This is a genomic window from Chromohalobacter beijerinckii (assembly GCF_023061185.1).
GTDB classification, from domain to species: domain Bacteria; phylum Pseudomonadota; class Gammaproteobacteria; order Pseudomonadales; family Halomonadaceae; genus Chromohalobacter; species Chromohalobacter beijerinckii.
The window spans coordinates 94,756-111,571 of record NZ_JAKGAK010000009.1 but is presented as its reverse complement, the minus strand read 5'-3'; the positions used below and the strand labels follow the sequence as shown (position 1 = coordinate 111,571).

Genomic DNA, 16,816 nt, shown 5'->3' with positions numbered 1-16,816 from the left:
GTGCATAACCGCATTCAGGCCATGAACTGGGCGCGTCAGAATCTCGGTGCACCGCCCATGGTCTCGCTGCGCAGCCCCCGCAAAGCGCGCACGTCATGATCCCAGCAATGCCAAAAAAACGCCGCTCCCAAAGGAGCGGCGCAATATCACGAGACTCACATCACCCACACGCCATGCGGCAATGTGACGACCCTGAACACCCCTTCAGCGTAAGGAGCGCACATGACAAGCTCATTACGCGGCCGCGACACGACGATGACGGCACCTCAATTGAGCTGAATACGTTCCTGAATCATCGATACCAAGGTGAGATTGGCATCCGGTGCAGTCGTATCGAGATGGACCAGATGGCTCAGTTCATCGTCGGCGAAGGGTTCGAAACGCTCCAATTGGCGTTCAAGTACCTCGAGCCCCGCCTCGGAAGGGTCGCCACCGCGCTGAGCACGCCTTTCGATGCGCGCGCGCAGGGTCGCTTCATCCGCTTCAAAACTCACCAGCAGCACCGGCAGCCCACGACGTTCGGCTTCAAAGCACAGCTGCGTGCGCTGAGCGCGCGTCAGACAGGTGGCATCGACACACGCCGGCAATCCTGATTCCAGCAAGATTCCCGCCAGTTCGGCCAGGCGATCATAGGTACGTGCAGTAGCCTTGGGCGTATAGATATCGGCACCATCGGCGGTGCTGGCCTGGGCCTCGAAGCCGTACAATCGCTTGCGTTCGATGTCGGAGCGTACCCGCACACCGCCCAGTCGCTGCACCATCTCGCCGGTAAAACGGCTCTTGCCGCTGCCCGAGACGCCTACGCCAACGATCAGATACGGGAAGCGAAACTCACTGTAACGTTCGGCCAAGGTAATGTAGTGCTGGTACTCAGCGTACACTTCCTGGCGTTCGTCAGACGTCAATTGCGGTTGGTGGTAATGCAGCATCGCCACCTTGGCCCGCACCAGCGCTCGATACAGCTTGTAATAGGGGAGCAGACGCACCAGCTCGTAATCGCCGGAAAGTTCCAGGTAGCGATTGAGCACATGATTAGCGAAGGCTTGCTCACCGCGCGCTTCGAGATCCATCAGCAAGAACGCCAGCTCACAGCCGACATCGTTCCAGCGCAGCTCGGCGTTGAATTCCAGGCCATCGAAGAGCAGCGCACGCCCCTCGAAATGCACCGCATTGCCAAGGTGAATGTCACCGTGGATCTCACGCACGTAGCCTTCGCGCCAGCGCCGCTCGAATTCGTGTTCGAGTCGCGCGAAGCTGTCCAGGCTCCAGGTTTCGAGCCGCGACAGCCGCTCGCGTGCCTGGGGATCGTCGATCCGCGCCTCGATCAAGCGGAACTCACGATCCAGCGTGCGGCGCACAGTATCCGGCGACCCCAGTGGGCTATCACCGCTGATGCGCGGCGCGTCTTCGTGGAACGCCACCAGTTGGTCGACGAGGTCGTCGAGCAGCTCCACCGATAGCTCGCCGCTAACTTGCAGGGTGCTGAACAAGTGGCGGTTGCTGAACTGGCGCATCTTGACGGCATATTCAAACGGGGTGCCGCTACCCCCCAGCCGCGGCGCCTCGGGCGTACCACTGATCGGCACCGTCTCCAGATACAACGCCGGGGCGAGACGACGATTGAGGCGCACTTCCTGCTCGCAGAGCCGGCGCCGCTTTTCCAACGTGGAAAAGTCCAGAAAGCTGCCGAAATCCAGCGGCTTCTTGATCTTGTAGGCATAGTCGCCAGTAAGGATGACCCAGGAAATATGGGTCTCGAACACCTCGATCTCGCCGACCGGATGCCCAAACTCCTGGCCTTGGCGCAATGCCTCGATCAATACCTGGCTCACTGAGCGTTCTCCCGCATCCTGTCGTTGCATTGCATCGTTCACTCGCCGTATCAGGCCTGTCCCAGTGTCGCCAGTACCCGTTCGGCGGCGTCCAGCGTCGTCTGGATATCGGCCGCCGTATGCGCACTCGACATGAACCCCGCCTCGAACGGCGAAGGTGCCAGATACACGCCCTCCTCAAGCATACCCAAGAAGAAGCGCCGGAAGGTATCGGCATCGCAGGCAGTGGCCTGGGCGAAATTATCGACGCGCCGCTGGGCCGTGAAGAAGACGCCGAACATGCCGCCCGCACGCTGAGTGATCAGATCCACACCGGCCGCCTCTGCGCGGGCTTCCAAGCCATCGCACAGCGTCGCCACGCGTTCGCCGAGCGCATCGTGGAAGCCCGGTTCGCGAATCTTCTCGAGCAGCGCGATCCCCGCCGCCATGGCCAGCGGATTGCCGGCCAGCGTGCCCGCCTGATAGATCGGCCCCAGCGGCGAGACCTGTTCCATGAGCTCGCGGGTACCGCCGAAGGCACCCACCGGCATGCCGCCGCCAACGATCTTGCCCAGGCAGGTCAGATCGGGCGTCACGCCGAAATGCGCCTGAGCACCGCCCAGCGCCACGCGAAAGCCGGTCATCACCTCATCGAAGATCAGCACGCTGCCATGGGCATCGCACACCTCGCGCAGGCCCTTGAGAAAGTCGGGCTGCGGCGGGATGCAGTTCATGTTGCCCGCTACCGGCTCGACGATGATGCCGGCGATCTCGTCACCCAGCTCGGCGAAACACGCGCGTACCGCGTCCAAGTCGTTATAGGGCAACGTCACGGTATGTTCGGCCAGGGACGCCGGCACGCCAGGCGAACTCGGCTCGCCGTGAGTCAACGCGCCGGACCCGGCCTTGACCAACAACGAATCGGAATGGCCGTGATAATTGCCCTCGAACTTGACGATCTTGTCGCGCCCGGTATGGCCACGTGCCAGGCGAATCGCCGACATGGTGGCCTCGGTGCCCGAGTTGACCATGCGCACCATGTCGATGGACGGCATGATGTCGCAGATCAGCTCCGCCATGCGCGTTTCAATGGCGGTCGGAGTGCCGAAGGACAACCCATCGTCGAGTCGATCGCGTACTGCGCCCAGCACATCGGGATCGGCATGGCCGGTGATCAGCGGTCCCCAAGAACCGACATAATCGATGTAGCGCTGTCCTTCGACATCGTAGAGATAGGCGCCCTGGGCACGTTCGATGAATACCGGCGCACGCTCCATGCCCTTGAAGGCACGCACAGGTGAATTCACACCGCCGGGGATGTGACGGCAAGCCTGCTCGAAGAGTTGTGCGGACGTGGTCATGACTTCCTCTGGCTGTGTGTGACTAAGATAGAGTGTCGCTAAAAGAAAGTGTGGATAACTCTCTGGACAGGTCGAACAACTCGCCGTTCGAACCTGTGGATAATTCAGTGTCGCACCGCATCGCCGAGACTCGCCTGCAGTCCCTTGATGGCGATAGCGGGGTCGTCGGCGCCGAAGACCGCATGCACCGTGGCTAGCAACTCCGCGCCGGCCTCACGGGCTAGACGCATAGTGTGGACGTCGAGCCCGCCGATCGCCACACGCGGCAGGCCGAAACGCGCTGCGTCGCCGAGCAGTGCCAAGGACGCCGGCGGCGCCTCAGGCTTGGTGCGCGAGGCGAAGAAACGCCCGAAGGCCAGATAACTGGCGCCTTCGGCCGTCGCGCGCTCGGCCAGGTCGAGACGCGCATGACAGGTCGCGCCGATGATCGCCGAGGGCCCCAGGGCCTCGCGTGCGGCATCCAGCGCGCCATCCTGTTGTCCCAGGTGGACCCCGATAGTAGTGCCGAAACGCGCACCCAATCGCACCGCCAGGGCGATATCATCATTGACGATCAGCGGGACTCCGGCATCGTGGCAATATCCAGCCAAGGTCGCGGCCTGACGCCAGCGTTTATCGGCATCCGCCGACTTGTCACGGTACTGCAGCAACGCCGGACGCGCGCTCAGGGCGCGCTCGCAAGCCGCGAACAAACGCTCATCATCCGGCAGCAGCGCCGAATCGGTAATGGCGTAAATGCCTTGCGTCCAATCCGCCGTCATATCGTCTCGCTCTCGAAGGGCGGCAATCGCCACAAGCGATCGGGTAACGCCTGTCCGTGCCCGAGACGTTGCGCATGCACTAAGCTATCCCACGCCACTCGCTGGGCCTGGCTGCAGGCTTCGATCAAGGATTCACCACACGCCAAGCGCGCGGCCAACGAAGCCGCCAGGGTACATCCCGACCCATGATAGTCACCCGCCAGTCGTGGCCAGCGCCATTGACGACTATTGTCGGGGGTATGCAGGGTGTGGACAACCTCATCGCGCACGGATGTCTCCTCTTCCCAGGCATCGGCACCGGTGACCAGAATCGCCTGCGCACCCAGCGACATCAGTTCTACCACCCGGTCCACCTCACTGCCGGAAGCCCCGCTCAGACGCGCCAGTTCCTGGCGATTTGGCGTCAAGATATCCACTAGCGCGAGCAGGCGTTCGCGGAACATCGCCACGTTGTCGTCGGGCGTCAGTGCACTGCCGCCACCGGCGCGCATCACCGGGTCGACGACCAACGGTAAATGGGGATGCGCACTCACCACGGCAATGACCGCTTCGAGGGACGCACGATCGGCGATCAGCCCCACCTTGATGGCGCTGATCTCGATATCCGCAAACAAAGCCTCGCAAGCGCTTTCGATGCTCTCGCGCGAACACGGCATGACGCGCTTGACGTCACGCGTGGTTTGCACCGTCAGCGCGGTGGGCACGGTCAACGGCCAGCCACCACAGGCGCGGATGGCTTCGGCGTCGGCGGTCAGCCCCGCCCCGCCGGTGGGGTCGTGTCCAGCAAGCACCAGCACCGCCGGCAATCTTGGCGTCGCCATCAAAACGGCTGAAACACGACGAGCAGGATGATGGCAAACAGCAGCAGGATGGGAATGCCATTGAAGATACGCAGGAATTTCGAACTCTTCTGGCAACGCGCCGCCGCGAACTGCTTGAGATAGGCCAGACACACATGATGGTAGCCGATCAAGAACGCGACCAGCAGCAGCTTGACATGGAACGAGCCATTACTCATGACGCTCGGCACCAGATAGATCAGCAGCCCCCCAAAAACGATCACCGCAAGCATCGCCGGCAGCATGATGCCTTTGTAGAGACGCCGTTCCATGAGCTGAAAGTAACCCATCGCCTGTTCATCGCCATGGTCGCGCGCCTGGGCATGATAGACGAACAACCGGGGGAGAAAGAAAAGCGCCGCGAACCAGGTCATGACGGCAACTAGGTGCAGCGATAAGATCCAATGATACATGGCGATTCCTTAATGCTAGTCCTACGTTCTTGCTGAAAATGCCCGGAGTAGTGCCGGGATCATTTGTTACGGTAGTAGTTCTCGATGGCGTCGCGGGTGATGATACCCGAAATCTTGCGGATCAGCGGCGCCGTGGTGTGCTCGACATACAGCACATCGACCCTCTGTTTGTTGAGCTGTTCGAAGGCTTCGGAGAGCGTCGCCTGCAAGGCGATCGGCGCCATGTCGACCCGCTGGCCGGGAATCTCCAATAGGTCGAAATGCGTCTCGCCCTGCCACTGCTCGTCGAGCATGAGCCGTGCCAGCCCGGCGGCCTTGAGTCCTACCGGGGGTTTGTCGTTCTCGCGCGAGACCACCAGCCAAGTGGGTTTGCCGGCTAGCAGTTCCTGAGCCTGGGCGCGCGTCAGTATGCGCGGCGCCCGCGCCACGCTGCGCTCCATGACGGCTGGCACCGCGACCCGTGACAAGGCTTGCATCAAGGGACGCTGCAAGGGATGCAGACCTTGGCTATCGAGCGTGGAGATGAAAAAACCCGAGCAGTGATACCCCTGACGCGCCACCAGCACTGCAATGACCACCGCCAACATGCCTGGCAGCAGGATGCTCGAATTGTGGGTCAATTCCAGAAGCGCCATCAACGCCGCCAAGGGCGCCTGCAGGACGGCCCCCATCATGGCGGCCATGCCCAGCAGCGAGAACACCACCGGTGACGAAGCTAGCTCCGGCATCAGCGTGGCCCACAACAATCCGCACAACGTGCCCAGGGCCGCTCCCGACACCAGAATCGGCCCAATGATGCTCACCGGAACCCCAAAGGCGATGGCCAATGCCGTCAGCGCCAGCTTACCGAGCGCCACGGCGATCAGCACATCCAGCGCCGGCTGGCCGACAAGCATACGCTCCAGCGAGTCATAGCCCATCCCCTGGACCTGGGGATACCACCAAGCCAGTACCGCCACCGCAACACCCACCGCCAGGAATCGTCCCCACATGGGCAGGCGCGTCTGCCACACGGCAGGCCTGGCAAGACGCACGAAGCCGCCGGCCACCAGTCCGATCAACAAGGCCGTGACAGCGATCCAGGGCAGGTCGAATAACGAAGCCAACTGCACGCTGGGCACCGAGAAGGCGGGCTGGGAACCGTAGACCAACTGCGAGACAACGGCACCGGTAGTCGAGGCCAGAATGACCGGCATGAAACCGGTAATGGTGTACTCCATCATCACCACTTCCATGGCGAAGATGACACCGGCGATTGGGGTATTGAACGACGCGGCGATGCCCGCCGCAGTGCCGCACCCCACCAATACGCGCAGGCTGTTGTGGGGCAACCGCATGGTCTGACCGATCCAGCTCGATGCCGCCGCACCAAGGTGTATGGCAGGCCCCTCGCGCCCTGCGGAAAGACCGCCCAACAGGGCCACGAGCCCTACCCACCACTGGGTGATCCAGTTGCGTAGCGGCATCTTGCCCTGATGATAAGTCAACCGTTCGATGACATGACCGATGCCGATCTTGCCGACGCTCGTCGGCATACGCCATAGCCACAGACCGATCAGCGCCACAGCAATCAACGGCAACACCACACGAAGGGGAACTGCGAGTCGCTCAAAGGCCTCGGGGTCGCCATCGGGCATGAAAGCCAGCGCCCCAAACTCCAGTGCGCCGCGAAAAACGACCATTAGACCGCCGGTCAGAAGCCCCGAGAGGACCCCTAGCACACATAACTGCGGCAACGCATCGACGCTTGCCAAGCGGCGACGAAAAGCTTCCATACTGGGCCGCTTGAGCGGTGGTCGAAACCGACGCGAAGGCACACCGTATCTCCCCATGAACGGATAATTCCACCGAGGACATGGCGCGCGGCATGGCCACGCCCCGGCGTCGCCATGGCAACCTGACATAGCGTATTTTCTATCATACACCTTAGCGAAGGACGGTAGGCAGCACTCCACAGCAATACAAAGTTGACCGTTTTGCTTGGTTTTCACGATAATGGTAAGCCATATGCCACACGATGGATTAAGGAGGTCACCCATGAGCGGGGCTGAATCGTTCGTCCCGGTGCCCATGTACTTGACCGATGCCGCCGCCCAGCGTCTGGGCGTATTGGTCGAGGAAGAGGGCAAGCCGGGTCTCAAACTGCGTGTCTACGTCACCGGTGGAGGCTGCTCGGGCTTCCAGTACGGTTTCGATTTCGCCGAAAACGTCGGCGATGAGGATACCGTCATCGAACATGGTGGCGCGTCGATGATCATTGACGCACTCTCGTATCAATACCTGGTTGGCTCCACGGTAGATTTCGAGGAAGGCCTCGCCGGAGCGCGCTTCATCATCAAGAATCCCAACGCCACATCTACCTGCGGCTGCGGTGCCTCGTTCGCCGTCTGAGCGGTCATGCAGCGCCTCGGGCGTCCGTCACGCGGATGCCCCTTCTCTCCCTTCGCGTTCTCCCTCTCTCTACTTGACGCCCCCACCGGGACTCGTCAATGTAGAGCCGGTCCCATCAACAACAGTAAACGGGGAACGCTATGAAACACTTGCCACTACGTCTTTCCGCCCTGGCTCTGGCACTCGGTACCAGCAGTGTCGCCCTCGCCCAGGATACCCCCACACTTGCCGTGGCCACCGACCCCAGCTTCGTGCCCTTCGAGATGATGGACGAAGATAGCGGCGAAATGGTTGGTTTCGACATCGACATCATCAACACCATCGCCGATCGTGCCGGCTTCGAAGTCGATCTCAACACCATGGACTTCAACGGCATCATCCCCGCCGTGCAGACCGGTAACGTCGATATCGCCATCGCGGGTATCACCATTACCGACGAGCGCGGTGAGATCGTCGATTTCTCCGACCCGTACTACGATAGCGGTCTACGCATCCTGGTCCCCAATAGCAACGACGACGTCGAGGAACTCGACGACCTCGAAGGCATGCGTATCGGCACCAAGATCGGTTCCACGAGCTACGACTACCTCCAGGAAGAGCTCGGTGACGACGCCGAAATCACCCCGTATCCCGGCAGTTCCGACATGTACATGGCTCTCATGGGCGGCAGTGTTGATGCCGTATTCTATGACGCGCCCAACGTCGGCTACTTCGCCGAGACCAAAGGCAAGGGCAAAGCCAAGGTGGTTGGCCCACTGTACGAAGGCCAGCAATACGGTATCGCCTTCGCCAAGGGCAGCGAATGGGTAGAACCCGCCAACGAAGCGCTCAGCGAGATGCGTGAAGACGGCACCTACGACGATATCTACGAAAAGTGGTTCGGTAAGGCGCCTGACGCCGAGTAAGTACGACACCCTTCAGGGGCCGGGTGACCATGCACCCGGCCCCTTTTCATGCACATCATCCACCGTAAGCGTCGTCGCCTCAGCGCGCACGTACGCCGAGGCACGACCCTGGAGACACCTTCGTGGACGTCACTTTCCAGTTCGACTGGCAGGCGGCCATCGCCTCCATCCCGCATTTGCTCACCGGCATCCCCTGGACCTTGCTGATCTCGTTCGGCGGTCTCGCCATCGGCTTTCTGATCGGTATCATCTTTGGCCTTCTACGTATCAGTCCGCTGCGCTTGCTACGCTGGCCCGCCACTGTCTACATCGAGATATTCCGCGGCACTCCAGTACTCGTGCAGGTACTGTTCATTTTCTATGGCTTGCCGCAACTCCTGGGTGGTCCGATCAACGCCGTTGTTGCCGGTATCGCCGCCATCGCCCTGAACGCAGGGGCCTATATTTCGGAAATCGTGCGTGGCGGCGTGCAATCCATCGAAAAGGGCCAACGTGAAGCCGGCTTGTCGCTGGGCCTGTCGCGGACCGATACCTTCCGCTACATCATCTGGCCCCAGGCGCTACGTCGCATGATCCCGGCGCTCGGGAATCAGGGCATCGTCAGCATCAAGGACACCTCGCTGTTCTCGGTCATCGGCGTGGGCGAGCTGGTGCGTCAAGGCCAGGTCTATATCGCGACCACCTTCACCGCGCTCGAGGTCTACTTGATGGTCGCCTTGCTCTATCTGGCGATCACCCTGAGTCTCTCTTTCGCCTTGCGCCTGCTCGAGCGCAAGGGCCTGGTCGGACAATGAGGCGCCTATCATGAATGACAGTCAGCAAGATTCCACTACTCCGATCGTCACGTTGGAGAAGGTCAACAAGTATTTTGGCAGCCTGCACGTGATGCAGGATATCGATCTCGAGATCGCCGCCGGCGAGGTGGTCGTCATCGTCGGTGCCAGTGGCTCCGGCAAATCGACGCTCATTCGCTGCGTCAACGGCCTCGAGGAGTTTCAGTCAGGACGCATCGTCGTCGATGGCAACGAACTCACACCGTACGGCAAGGGCGGGAAATCGTTGCAGACCATCCGCACCGAGGTCGGCATGGTTTTCCAACAATTCAATCTGTTTCCCCACTTGTCGGTGCATGCCAACGTGACCCTGGCCCCGGTGAAAGTACGTGGGCTCAATAACACCAAAGCCCGGGAAATCGCCGATCGACTGCTCGAACGCGTGGGTATCACCGATCAAGCCGACAAGTATCCCAGCCAGCTCTCCGGGGGCCAGCAGCAGCGTGTCGCCTTGGCCCGCGCATTGGCGATGGAACCGCGCCTGATGCTGTTCGACGAGCCCACCTCGGCTCTCGACCCGGAAATGATCGGCGAAGTACTCGACGCCATGCGGGAACTGGCCAACGAAGGCATGACGATGATGATCGTGACCCACGAGATGGGCTTCGCACGCGAGGTTGCCGACCGCGTCATCTTCGTGCATGACGGCCGCATCGTCGAACAAGGCTCGCCACAAGAGGTTTTCGATCGTCCCCAACACGAACGCACCCAGGCTTTCCTCTCCCGCGTTCTCAAGCACTAGCTCTGTGTTCTCCAATACCAGATAGCGCTCCCACCTCACGATTACGCGGCGATCTCCAAGGGTCGCCGCGCTTCATTTCTGTCTTCACAAGGCGATTTTTCGCCTGTGTATAAGTTTGACGTCATAACCCTCTCATTATCGCCACCAGCCCCGTCATGCGGGGGTTAAAAGGCAACACCATTAAATGTTGACCACTATGGGCGGGGCTCTGGTATGCACCTGGGGACAAGTGGTGCACGATCTGGCGTGTGGATAAGATCCCCTTCCATCCACAGGCCGTCCCCCGCTCCCGCGCAGGCTATTTGCTCTTTTTCCGATCAGCGATGAACAGTGTAAAGTCCCGATGGCACTTGATTTTTTTAACTTATCCCCAGATTTTGGCGATACCAGTAATAACAACAACAACAGAACTTCTTTTAAATTCTATATTGTTATTAATAGAAGACCCCGATGACGGACCAACCCACATGGAAATCCATGTGTGGAAAACCCTGACGGTTACTCACAAGGGGTTTATACTGTCCGGCTATTTGCCAAGCTCCATCGCCTGACGATGAGGCTTGCCGACATGCACGACCGCAGCCATACGCTGCGATTCGAGGTGTAACGTGGATTACCCAGACCGCTTTGATGTCATCGTCATCGGCGGGGGCCATGCGGGGACCGAAGCCGCACTGGCTGCCGCTCGCATGGGCTGTCAGACGCTATTGCTGACGCATAACATCGAGACGCTCGGCCAAATGTCCTGCAATCCCGCCATCGGCGGGATCGGCAAGAGCCATCTGGTCAAGGAAATCGATGCCTTAGGCGGCGCCATGGCGCATGCCACCGATCTCGGTGGCATTCAGTTCCGTGTACTCAATGCCCGCAAGGGCCCCGCCGTGCGTGCCACGCGGGCCCAGGCTGACCGCGTCCGTTACAAGGCCGCGATTCGCAGCCAGCTGGAAAACCAATCGCATCTGACGCTCTTCCAACAGGCCGCCGACGATTTGATCGTCGACGGCGATACAGTCCGCGGCGTCGTCACGCAGACGGGTATTCGCGTCTTCGGCGAAAGTGTGGTGTTGTGCACCGGCACCTTCCTGGGCGGCGTTATCCACATCGGGTTGGACAATCACTCCGGCGGACGGGCCGGCGATCCGTCCTCCAATGCCTTGGCGCAACGCCTGCGTGCCCTGCCGTTCAACGTCGATCGACTCAAGACCGGTACGCCGCCACGCCTGGACGCCAAAAGCGTGGATTTCTCGGTACTCGAGACCCAACCGGGCGATACGCCGACCCCGGTGATGTCGTATCTCGGCAACCGTGAGCAGCATCCGCGTCAGATGAGCTGCCACATCGCGCATACCAACGCCCGTACCCACGAGATCATTCACGCCAATCTCGAACGCTCTCCGATGTATTCCGGTGTCATCGGGGGGGTTGGGCCGCGCTACTGCCCGTCCATCGAAGACAAGGTGAACCGCTTCGCAGACAAGTCGAGTCACCAAATCTTCGTTGAGCCCGAAGGCCTCGATACGCACGAGCTCTATCCCAACGGGATTTCAACCTCGCTGCCCTTCGACGTGCAGTTCCAGGTGGTACGTTCGATCAAAGGCTTCGAGAACGCGCACATCACGCGCCCCGGTTATGCCATCGAGTATGATTTCTTCGATCCGCGCGATCTGCGTCACTCGCTGGAAACCAAATTTATCCACAACCTGTTCTTCGCCGGTCAGATCAATGGCACCACCGGCTACGAGGAAGCTGCCGCCCAGGGCTTACTGGCCGGGCTCAACGCCGCACGACGTGCTCAAGGGCAGGATGCTTGGACACCGCGCCGCGATGAGGCCTATCTCGGGGTGCTGGTCGATGACCTGATCACCATGGGCACCCAAGAGCCGTATCGCATGTTCACGTCGCGGGCCGAGCATCGCCTGTTGCTGCGTGAGGACAACGCCGACTTGCGTCTCACCGAGATCGGGCGGGAACTGGGGCTCGTCGACGACGAACGCTGGCAGCGTTTTTCCACCAAGCGCGAGGCCATCGCCCGCGAGTCCGAACGCCTGCGGGAAACCTGGGTACAACCCCAGAGCGAGCTGGCCACACGTCTCGCCAGCAAGCTCGACAAGCCGCTGGCCCGCGAATACCGTCTTGCGGATCTACTCAAGCGGCCCGAGCTGACGCATGCCGATCTCGACGACGGCGCGCCTGAACTCGATCCCACTGTCGCCGAGCAGGTGCAGATACAGGCCAAGTACCAGGGGTACATCGCGCGCCAGCAGGACGAGATCGATCGTCTGCGCCGCCACGAGACACTGCGTCTGCCCGAGGATCTGGACTACGCACGCATCGACGGCCTGTCCCACGAGATCCGTCAGAAGCTCGAGGCTGCGCGACCTGAGACGCTGGCGCAGGCGGGACGTATCTCCGGGGTCACCCCAGCGGCCGTGTCGCTATTGCTGGTGCATCTCAAGAAGCGTCGCCTGATCGATGAGCAGTCCCTCCAGGCGGCCAACGCATGACCCCAGCTTGTGAAACGCGTCTCGATACCGGCCTCGCCGCGCTCGGGGTTGAAGTCGATGCCACTGCCCGTGAGCGCCTGTTGGCGTTGCTCGCGTTGTTGCACAAGTGGAACCGCGCCTATAACCTCACCGCGGTACGTGATCCTGAGCAGATGGTCACCCGCCATCTGCTCGATAGCGCCAGCATAGCAGCCGCCGTGCGTGGTCCGACGTTGCTCGATGTCGGTGCAGGCGCCGGGTTGCCTGGCCTGGTATTGGCGATACTCGATCCTCGCCTGGCGGTAACCATGCTCGACGGTAATGGCAAAAAAGTACGCTTTCAGCGCCAGGCCGTTCTAGAGTTGGGGCTGGATAACGTCATGCCGGTGCAAGCGCGGGTGGAAACCTTCGAGCATGGCGGTTTCGATCAGATCGTGTCGCGAGCCTTCGCCGATCTGGCGACCTTCCTCACGCTGACGCGCCCCTTGTTGGCCGAGGATGGCGAATGGTTAGCGATGAAGGGCCGTGATGTGGAGACGGAGCTTGCCGCCTTGCCGAGCGAGGTGACGCTCGTCGAAAACCGTCCACTGGCGGTACCGGGCGATGAGGCGCAACGTGTGCTCGTGCGCCTGCGACGTAGTTGAATGCCACCAGCGCTGCCGTTTTCGGGCGTTGTCGATAATGGGAGTCGATCGTGACCAAGATAATCGCCTTGACCAACCAGAAGGGTGGCGTTGGCAAGACCACCACCGCGGTCAATCTCGCGGCCTGTCTCGCCGCGCTGGACAGGCGGGTCCTATTGGTCGACCTCGATCCCCAGGGACATGCCACCATGGGCAGTGGCGTCGACAAGCATGAACTCGAGGGTAGCGTGCTTGAGGTGCTGCTCGACGGACGCCGTGCCAGCGAGGTGATTCTCGATTGCCCCGACGCCGGCTATGCTCTGCTGCCCGGCAATGGCGACCTGACCGCCGCCGAAGTCGATCTCCTCGACCGTGACGGACGCGAGCGCTGCCTGGGCGATGCCTTGGGAAGCGTGGCCGCAAGTTACGACGTGGTGATCATCGATTGTCCGCCTTCGCTCAATATGCTGACCGTCAACGCCTTGACCGCGGCGGACGGAGTACTTATCCCGTTGCAATGCGAGTTCTACGCATTGGAAGGCCTTTCCGCACTGCTGGACACCGTCGAGCAGATCCAGGCCAACGTGAATCCCGATCTAAGCATTTTCGGCATCGTGCGAACCATGTACGACGCGCGCAACAGCCTGACGCGCGACGTCAGCAAACAGTTGAGCCAATATTTCGGTGACACCCTGCTCAAGACGACCATTCCGCGCAACGTGCGCGTCGCTGAGGCACCTAGCCACGGCGTACCGGTGACCAAGTATGCGCGCCTGTCGCGGGGAAGCCAGGCCCATCGGGTGTTGGCCAAGGAACTGATCCGCCGCCTGGCGCTATGACGCGTCCTTGGCGAGTGGGAGACGAATCGAGGGAATACTTATGACGCGCAAACGCGCACTGGGACGCGGCCTGGATGCCTTGATCGGTGCAGGCGCGCGTCAACGCGAGACACTCGGCGATGACGCCATCGACGGCGATGTCGTGCTGGAACCCGCTCAGGCCCCGGCTGCCAGCGAGGAGCAGGAGCGCTTGATGCGCTTGCCGCTGGGGCAACTGAGCCGGGGCAAGTATCAGCCACGGCGTGATATCCAACCCGAGTCGCTCGAAGAACTGGCCGATTCGATTCGTGCCCAGGGCGTCATGCAACCCATCGTGGTTCGACCGATGGGCGAGTCTCGCTACGAGATCATCGCTGGCGAACGACGCTGGCGGGCCGCTCAATTGGCGGAACTCGACGTCATCCCCGCCGTGGTGCGCGAGGTCAGCGACGAGGCTGCCCTCGCCTTGGCGCTGATCGAGAACATCCAGCGCGAAAACCTCAACCCGGTGGAAGAAGCCATGGCGCTGAAGCGCCTGCTCGACGACTTCGAGCTCACACAACAGCAGGTGGCCGATGCGGTGGGCAAATCGCGCGCCCAAGTGGCGAACCTGCTGCGCCTGTTGAGTCTCGACGAGGAAGTGCAGACCCTGCTCGAACGCGGCGATCTGGACATGGGGCATGCACGTGCCCTGCTGACCCTGCCCGTCGCGCGTCAGCGTAGCATTGCGCGTGAAGTCGTCGAACGTGATTTAACCGTGCGCCAGACCGAGGCGCTGGCCAAGCAGAACGCCAGCGGCAAAGAGACCACCAAGCCTGCGCCGAGCGCGTCGGGCAATACCGATGTGGCACGGCTCGAAACGCGTCTCGCCGAACTGCTGGGCGCGCCGGTCAAGATCCAGCATGGGGCCTCCGGCAAGGGACGTGTCACCATTCGTTACACCAGCCTCGACGAACTGGATGGCATCCTGGGGCATATTCAGTGACCGGATGCAGCCGCACGATAAGCGGTTAGTGTGACAAAATGCCGCAGTCAACGTTTAGCGCGTTAACGTTATTTATCGTCTTTTCGTGCCCCTTTAGTGGTAACGAGCTGCCAGATCGCGCTAAATCGGCCCATGTTCTGTTGAAGGCCACTAGGCCCTCCCCTATAATCCGCCAAGATTTGTCCGGGTGACGACACCAGCAATAAGAGGACGGCAAGACCGACGCCATGCATAAAGCGGCACCGGCCAGGCTCAAGGGCCCACGACTGTTTCCCTTGCTGATGTTGCAGTTGTGCATGGCACTGGGAATGACGGCACCCACGTTGATCTGGCATACGCCTGAAGCGGCGTTATCGACATTACTGGGCGGCCTGGTTGCCTGGCTGCCTAATGTCTTCTTTGCCTGGCAGACCTTTCGTCATCAGGGAGCATCGCAAGCGCGCAACATCGTAAACAGTTTCTACCGAGCCGAGGCCGGTAAGTTCGGTTTGACGGCGGCATTGTTCATAGCGGTATTCGTAGCCGTGCCTCCCTCAAACCCCGCTTTCTTCTTTGGCGCTTACGTGGTGACGCAGTTGGCGCACTGGCTGGGACCCTGGCTGTTGCATCGACCGTCGCGCACTTGAACTCGAGGCTTACTCAATGGCAGGCAACAACCCGACGTCTTCGGAGTACATCCAGCACCACCTGCAAAACATGACCTTCGGGTTGCACCCGGAGCATGGGTTGGGGCTGGCACATTCCGCGCAGGAAGCCCAGGAAATGGGTTTCTGGGCCATTCACCTGGACACCATGGGCTGGTCGATCGGCCTGGGGATCTTGTTCCTGTGGGTGTTCCGCATGGTCGCCAAGACCGCGACCACCGGCGTGCCGAGCGGCCTGCAGAACTTCGTCGAGATGATGGTCGAGTTCGTCGATAATTCGGTACGCGAAACGTTTCACGGCAAGAGCAAGTTGATTGCGCCGCTGTCGCTGACGATCTTCTGCTGGATCTTCCTGATGAACCTAATGGATCTGGTGCCGGTGGACTTTCTGCCGATGCTGGCGCAGAAGATCGGTGCCTGGTTCGGGGCTGATCCCGCGCATGTCTACTTCAAGGTCGTGCCGACCACCGACGTTAACGCCACGCTGGGCATGTCGCTGGCGGTCTTTGCCCTGATCATCTTCTACAGTATCCGCGAAAAGGGCTTCTCCGGCTTCGTGGCCGAGTTGACGCTGCACCCCTTCAACGCCTCCAATCCGTTCGTTCAGGCTTTGCTGATTCCTGCCAACTTCCTGCTGGAAGCGGTAACACTGCTGGCCAAACCCGTATCGCTGGCATTGCGGCTGTTCGGTAACCTCTATGCGGGCGAGCTGATCTTCATCCTGATCGCCATGATCGGCTTGTGGCAATTGCCCCTGCATTTCGCGTGGGCGACCTTCCACCTTCTGATCATCACGCTGCAAGCGTTCATCTTCATGATGCTGACGATCGTCTACCTGAGCATGGCGACGGAAAAGCATTAACCGGTTTTCTCAACCCCAACCCTTAAACCTTGAAATAAACTGGAGTCAATCATGGAAGCACAAGTTCTGGGCATGACCGCTATCGCCGTCTCCCTGCTGATCGGTCTGGGTGCATTGGGCACCGCCATCGGCTTCGGCATTCTCGGCGGTAAGTTCCTCGAAGGTGCGGCACGCCAACCGGAAATGATTCCGCAGCTGCAGGTGAAAATGTTCATCGTTGCCGGTCTGCTCGACGCCGTGACCATGATCGGTGTGGGCATCGCGCTGTTCTTCACCTTCGCCAATCCGTTTGTCGGTTAACTTTGCCGTTTGGCCCATGGGCCACGGTGACATTAACCCCAAACT

The 16,816-nt window shown here is 60.8% G+C and carries 17 protein-coding genes; 11 read left to right on the top strand and 6 right to left on the bottom strand.

All coding sequences use genetic code 11. From position 1 onward, the window contains the following. Window positions 1-266: 266 nt before the first annotated feature. The 6 genes from L1075_RS09190 to L1075_RS09165 all read right to left on the bottom strand — a co-directional run bounded on the left by L1075_RS09190 (window position 267) and on the right by L1075_RS09165 (window position 6,960). The gene (locus tag L1075_RS09190) at window positions 267-1,832 is read right to left on the bottom strand and encodes a bifunctional aminoglycoside phosphotransferase/ATP-binding protein (RefSeq protein ID WP_246894863.1); all 1,566 of its coding nucleotides are present in this window, start codon (window positions 1,830-1,832) and stop codon (window positions 267-269) included. Between the two features lie 50 nt (window positions 1,833-1,882). Beyond that, window positions 1,883-3,172, bottom strand: a complete 1,290-nt coding sequence (hemL, locus tag L1075_RS09185) for a glutamate-1-semialdehyde 2,1-aminomutase (protein WP_040240235.1) — start codon at window positions 3,170-3,172, stop codon at window positions 1,883-1,885. A 104-nt stretch (window positions 3,173-3,276) separates the two neighbouring features. Next, the gene (thiE, locus tag L1075_RS09180) at window positions 3,277-3,933 is read right to left on the bottom strand and encodes a thiamine phosphate synthase (RefSeq protein WP_246941502.1); all 657 of its coding nucleotides are present in this window, start codon (window positions 3,931-3,933) and stop codon (window positions 3,277-3,279) included. Then, window positions 3,930-4,754 carry a bifunctional hydroxymethylpyrimidine kinase/phosphomethylpyrimidine kinase gene (gene thiD / locus L1075_RS09175; RefSeq protein ID WP_246894866.1) on the bottom strand — a complete coding sequence of 275 codons (825 nt, stop codon included), beginning with the start codon at window positions 4,752-4,754 and terminating at the stop codon, window positions 3,930-3,932. Before thiD ends, thiE begins: the two co-directional genes overlap by 4 nt. Continuing rightward, a complete protein-coding gene (locus tag L1075_RS09170) occupies window positions 4,754-5,185 on the bottom strand; it encodes a CopD family protein (protein WP_040240240.1) in 432 nt (143 codons plus the stop codon). The genes thiD and L1075_RS09170 overlap by 1 nt, the downstream gene beginning before the upstream one ends. A 59-nt stretch (window positions 5,186-5,244) precedes the next feature. Next, on the bottom strand, window positions 5,245-6,960 hold the full coding sequence (locus L1075_RS09165) for a chloride channel protein (RefSeq protein WP_040240241.1): 1,716 nt from the start codon (window positions 6,958-6,960) through the stop codon (window positions 5,245-5,247). 262 nt (window positions 6,961-7,222) lie between these two features. On the opposite strand from L1075_RS09165, the gene erpA reads away from it, so the two are divergent. The 11 genes from erpA to atpE all read left to right on the top strand — a co-directional run bounded on the left by erpA (window position 7,223) and on the right by atpE (window position 16,771). Continuing rightward, window positions 7,223-7,576 (top strand): iron-sulfur cluster insertion protein ErpA, encoded by a 354-nt coding sequence (erpA, locus tag L1075_RS09160; RefSeq protein ID WP_040240244.1) that lies wholly within the window; start codon window positions 7,223-7,225, stop codon window positions 7,574-7,576. 140 nt (window positions 7,577-7,716) lie between these two features. After that, window positions 7,717-8,481 (top strand): transporter substrate-binding domain-containing protein, encoded by a 765-nt coding sequence (locus L1075_RS09155; protein WP_246894867.1) that lies wholly within the window; start codon window positions 7,717-7,719, stop codon window positions 8,479-8,481. A gap of 122 nt (window positions 8,482-8,603) precedes the next feature. Beyond that, window positions 8,604-9,275, top strand: coding sequence for an amino acid ABC transporter permease (locus L1075_RS09150; RefSeq protein ID WP_097021500.1), 672 nt, complete (start codon window positions 8,604-8,606; stop codon window positions 9,273-9,275). 10 nt (window positions 9,276-9,285) lie between these two features. Next, the gene (locus L1075_RS09145) at window positions 9,286-10,056 is read left to right on the top strand and encodes an amino acid ABC transporter ATP-binding protein (RefSeq protein WP_281504127.1); all 771 of its coding nucleotides are present in this window, start codon (window positions 9,286-9,288) and stop codon (window positions 10,054-10,056) included. Between the two features lie 608 nt (window positions 10,057-10,664). Then, on the top strand, window positions 10,665-12,560 hold the full coding sequence (gene mnmG, locus L1075_RS09140; protein ID WP_040240251.1) for a tRNA uridine-5-carboxymethylaminomethyl(34) synthesis enzyme MnmG: 1,896 nt from the start codon (window positions 10,665-10,667) through the stop codon (window positions 12,558-12,560). After that, window positions 12,557-13,183, top strand: coding sequence for a 16S rRNA (guanine(527)-N(7))-methyltransferase RsmG (gene rsmG, locus L1075_RS09135; protein WP_040240254.1), 627 nt, complete (start codon window positions 12,557-12,559; stop codon window positions 13,181-13,183). The genes mnmG and rsmG overlap by 4 nt, the downstream gene beginning before the upstream one ends. A 50-nt stretch (window positions 13,184-13,233) precedes the next feature. After that, a complete protein-coding gene (locus L1075_RS09130) occupies window positions 13,234-14,001 on the top strand; it encodes a ParA family protein (RefSeq protein ID WP_040240256.1) in 768 nt (255 codons plus the stop codon). Window positions 14,002-14,041: 40 nt separating this feature from the next. Further along, window positions 14,042-14,965, top strand: a complete 924-nt coding sequence (locus L1075_RS09125) for a ParB/RepB/Spo0J family partition protein (RefSeq protein WP_040240259.1) — start codon at window positions 14,042-14,044, stop codon at window positions 14,963-14,965. Window positions 14,966-15,192: 227 nt separating this feature from the next. Continuing rightward, on the top strand, window positions 15,193-15,591 hold the full coding sequence (locus L1075_RS09120; protein ID WP_040240260.1) for an ATP synthase subunit I: 399 nt from the start codon (window positions 15,193-15,195) through the stop codon (window positions 15,589-15,591). Between the two features lie 16 nt (window positions 15,592-15,607). Next, window positions 15,608-16,471 (top strand): F0F1 ATP synthase subunit A, encoded by an 864-nt coding sequence (gene atpB, locus L1075_RS09115; protein WP_246941500.1) that lies wholly within the window; start codon window positions 15,608-15,610, stop codon window positions 16,469-16,471. A gap of 51 nt (window positions 16,472-16,522) precedes the next feature. Further along, window positions 16,523-16,771 carry a F0F1 ATP synthase subunit C gene (gene atpE, locus L1075_RS09110; protein WP_011508579.1) on the top strand — a complete coding sequence of 83 codons (249 nt, stop codon included), beginning with the start codon at window positions 16,523-16,525 and terminating at the stop codon, window positions 16,769-16,771. Window positions 16,772-16,816 lie beyond the last annotated feature (45 nt).

Coding starts and splice junctions, on each gene's coding strand:
- L1075_RS09155 (WP_246894867.1), top strand. CDS start 7,717: ATGAAACACTTGCCACTACGTCTTTCCGCCCTGGCTCTGGCACTCGGT.
- atpE (WP_011508579.1), top strand. CDS start 16,523: ATGGAAGCACAAGTTCTGGGCATGACCGCTATCGCCGTCTCCCTGCTG.
- rsmG (WP_040240254.1), top strand. CDS start 12,557: ATGACCCCAGCTTGTGAAACGCGTCTCGATACCGGCCTCGCCGCGCTC.
- hemL (WP_040240235.1), bottom strand. CDS start 3,172: ATGACCACGTCCGCACAACTCTTCGAGCAGGCTTGCCGTCACATCCCC.
- erpA (WP_040240244.1), top strand. CDS start 7,223: ATGAGCGGGGCTGAATCGTTCGTCCCGGTGCCCATGTACTTGACCGAT.
- L1075_RS09165 (WP_040240241.1), bottom strand. CDS start 6,960: ATGGAAGCTTTTCGTCGCCGCTTGGCAAGCGTCGATGCGTTGCCGCAG.
- thiD (WP_246894866.1), bottom strand. CDS start 4,754: ATGGCGACGCCAAGATTGCCGGCGGTGCTGGTGCTTGCTGGACACGAC.
- atpB (WP_246941500.1), top strand. CDS start 15,608: ATGGCAGGCAACAACCCGACGTCTTCGGAGTACATCCAGCACCACCTG.
- L1075_RS09125 (WP_040240259.1), top strand. CDS start 14,042: ATGACGCGCAAACGCGCACTGGGACGCGGCCTGGATGCCTTGATCGGT.
- L1075_RS09120 (WP_040240260.1), top strand. CDS start 15,193: ATGCATAAAGCGGCACCGGCCAGGCTCAAGGGCCCACGACTGTTTCCC.
- thiE (WP_246941502.1), bottom strand. CDS start 3,933: ATGACGGCGGATTGGACGCAAGGCATTTACGCCATTACCGATTCGGCG.
- L1075_RS09145 (WP_281504127.1), top strand. CDS start 9,286: ATGAATGACAGTCAGCAAGATTCCACTACTCCGATCGTCACGTTGGAG.
- L1075_RS09170 (WP_040240240.1), bottom strand. CDS start 5,185: ATGTATCATTGGATCTTATCGCTGCACCTAGTTGCCGTCATGACCTGG.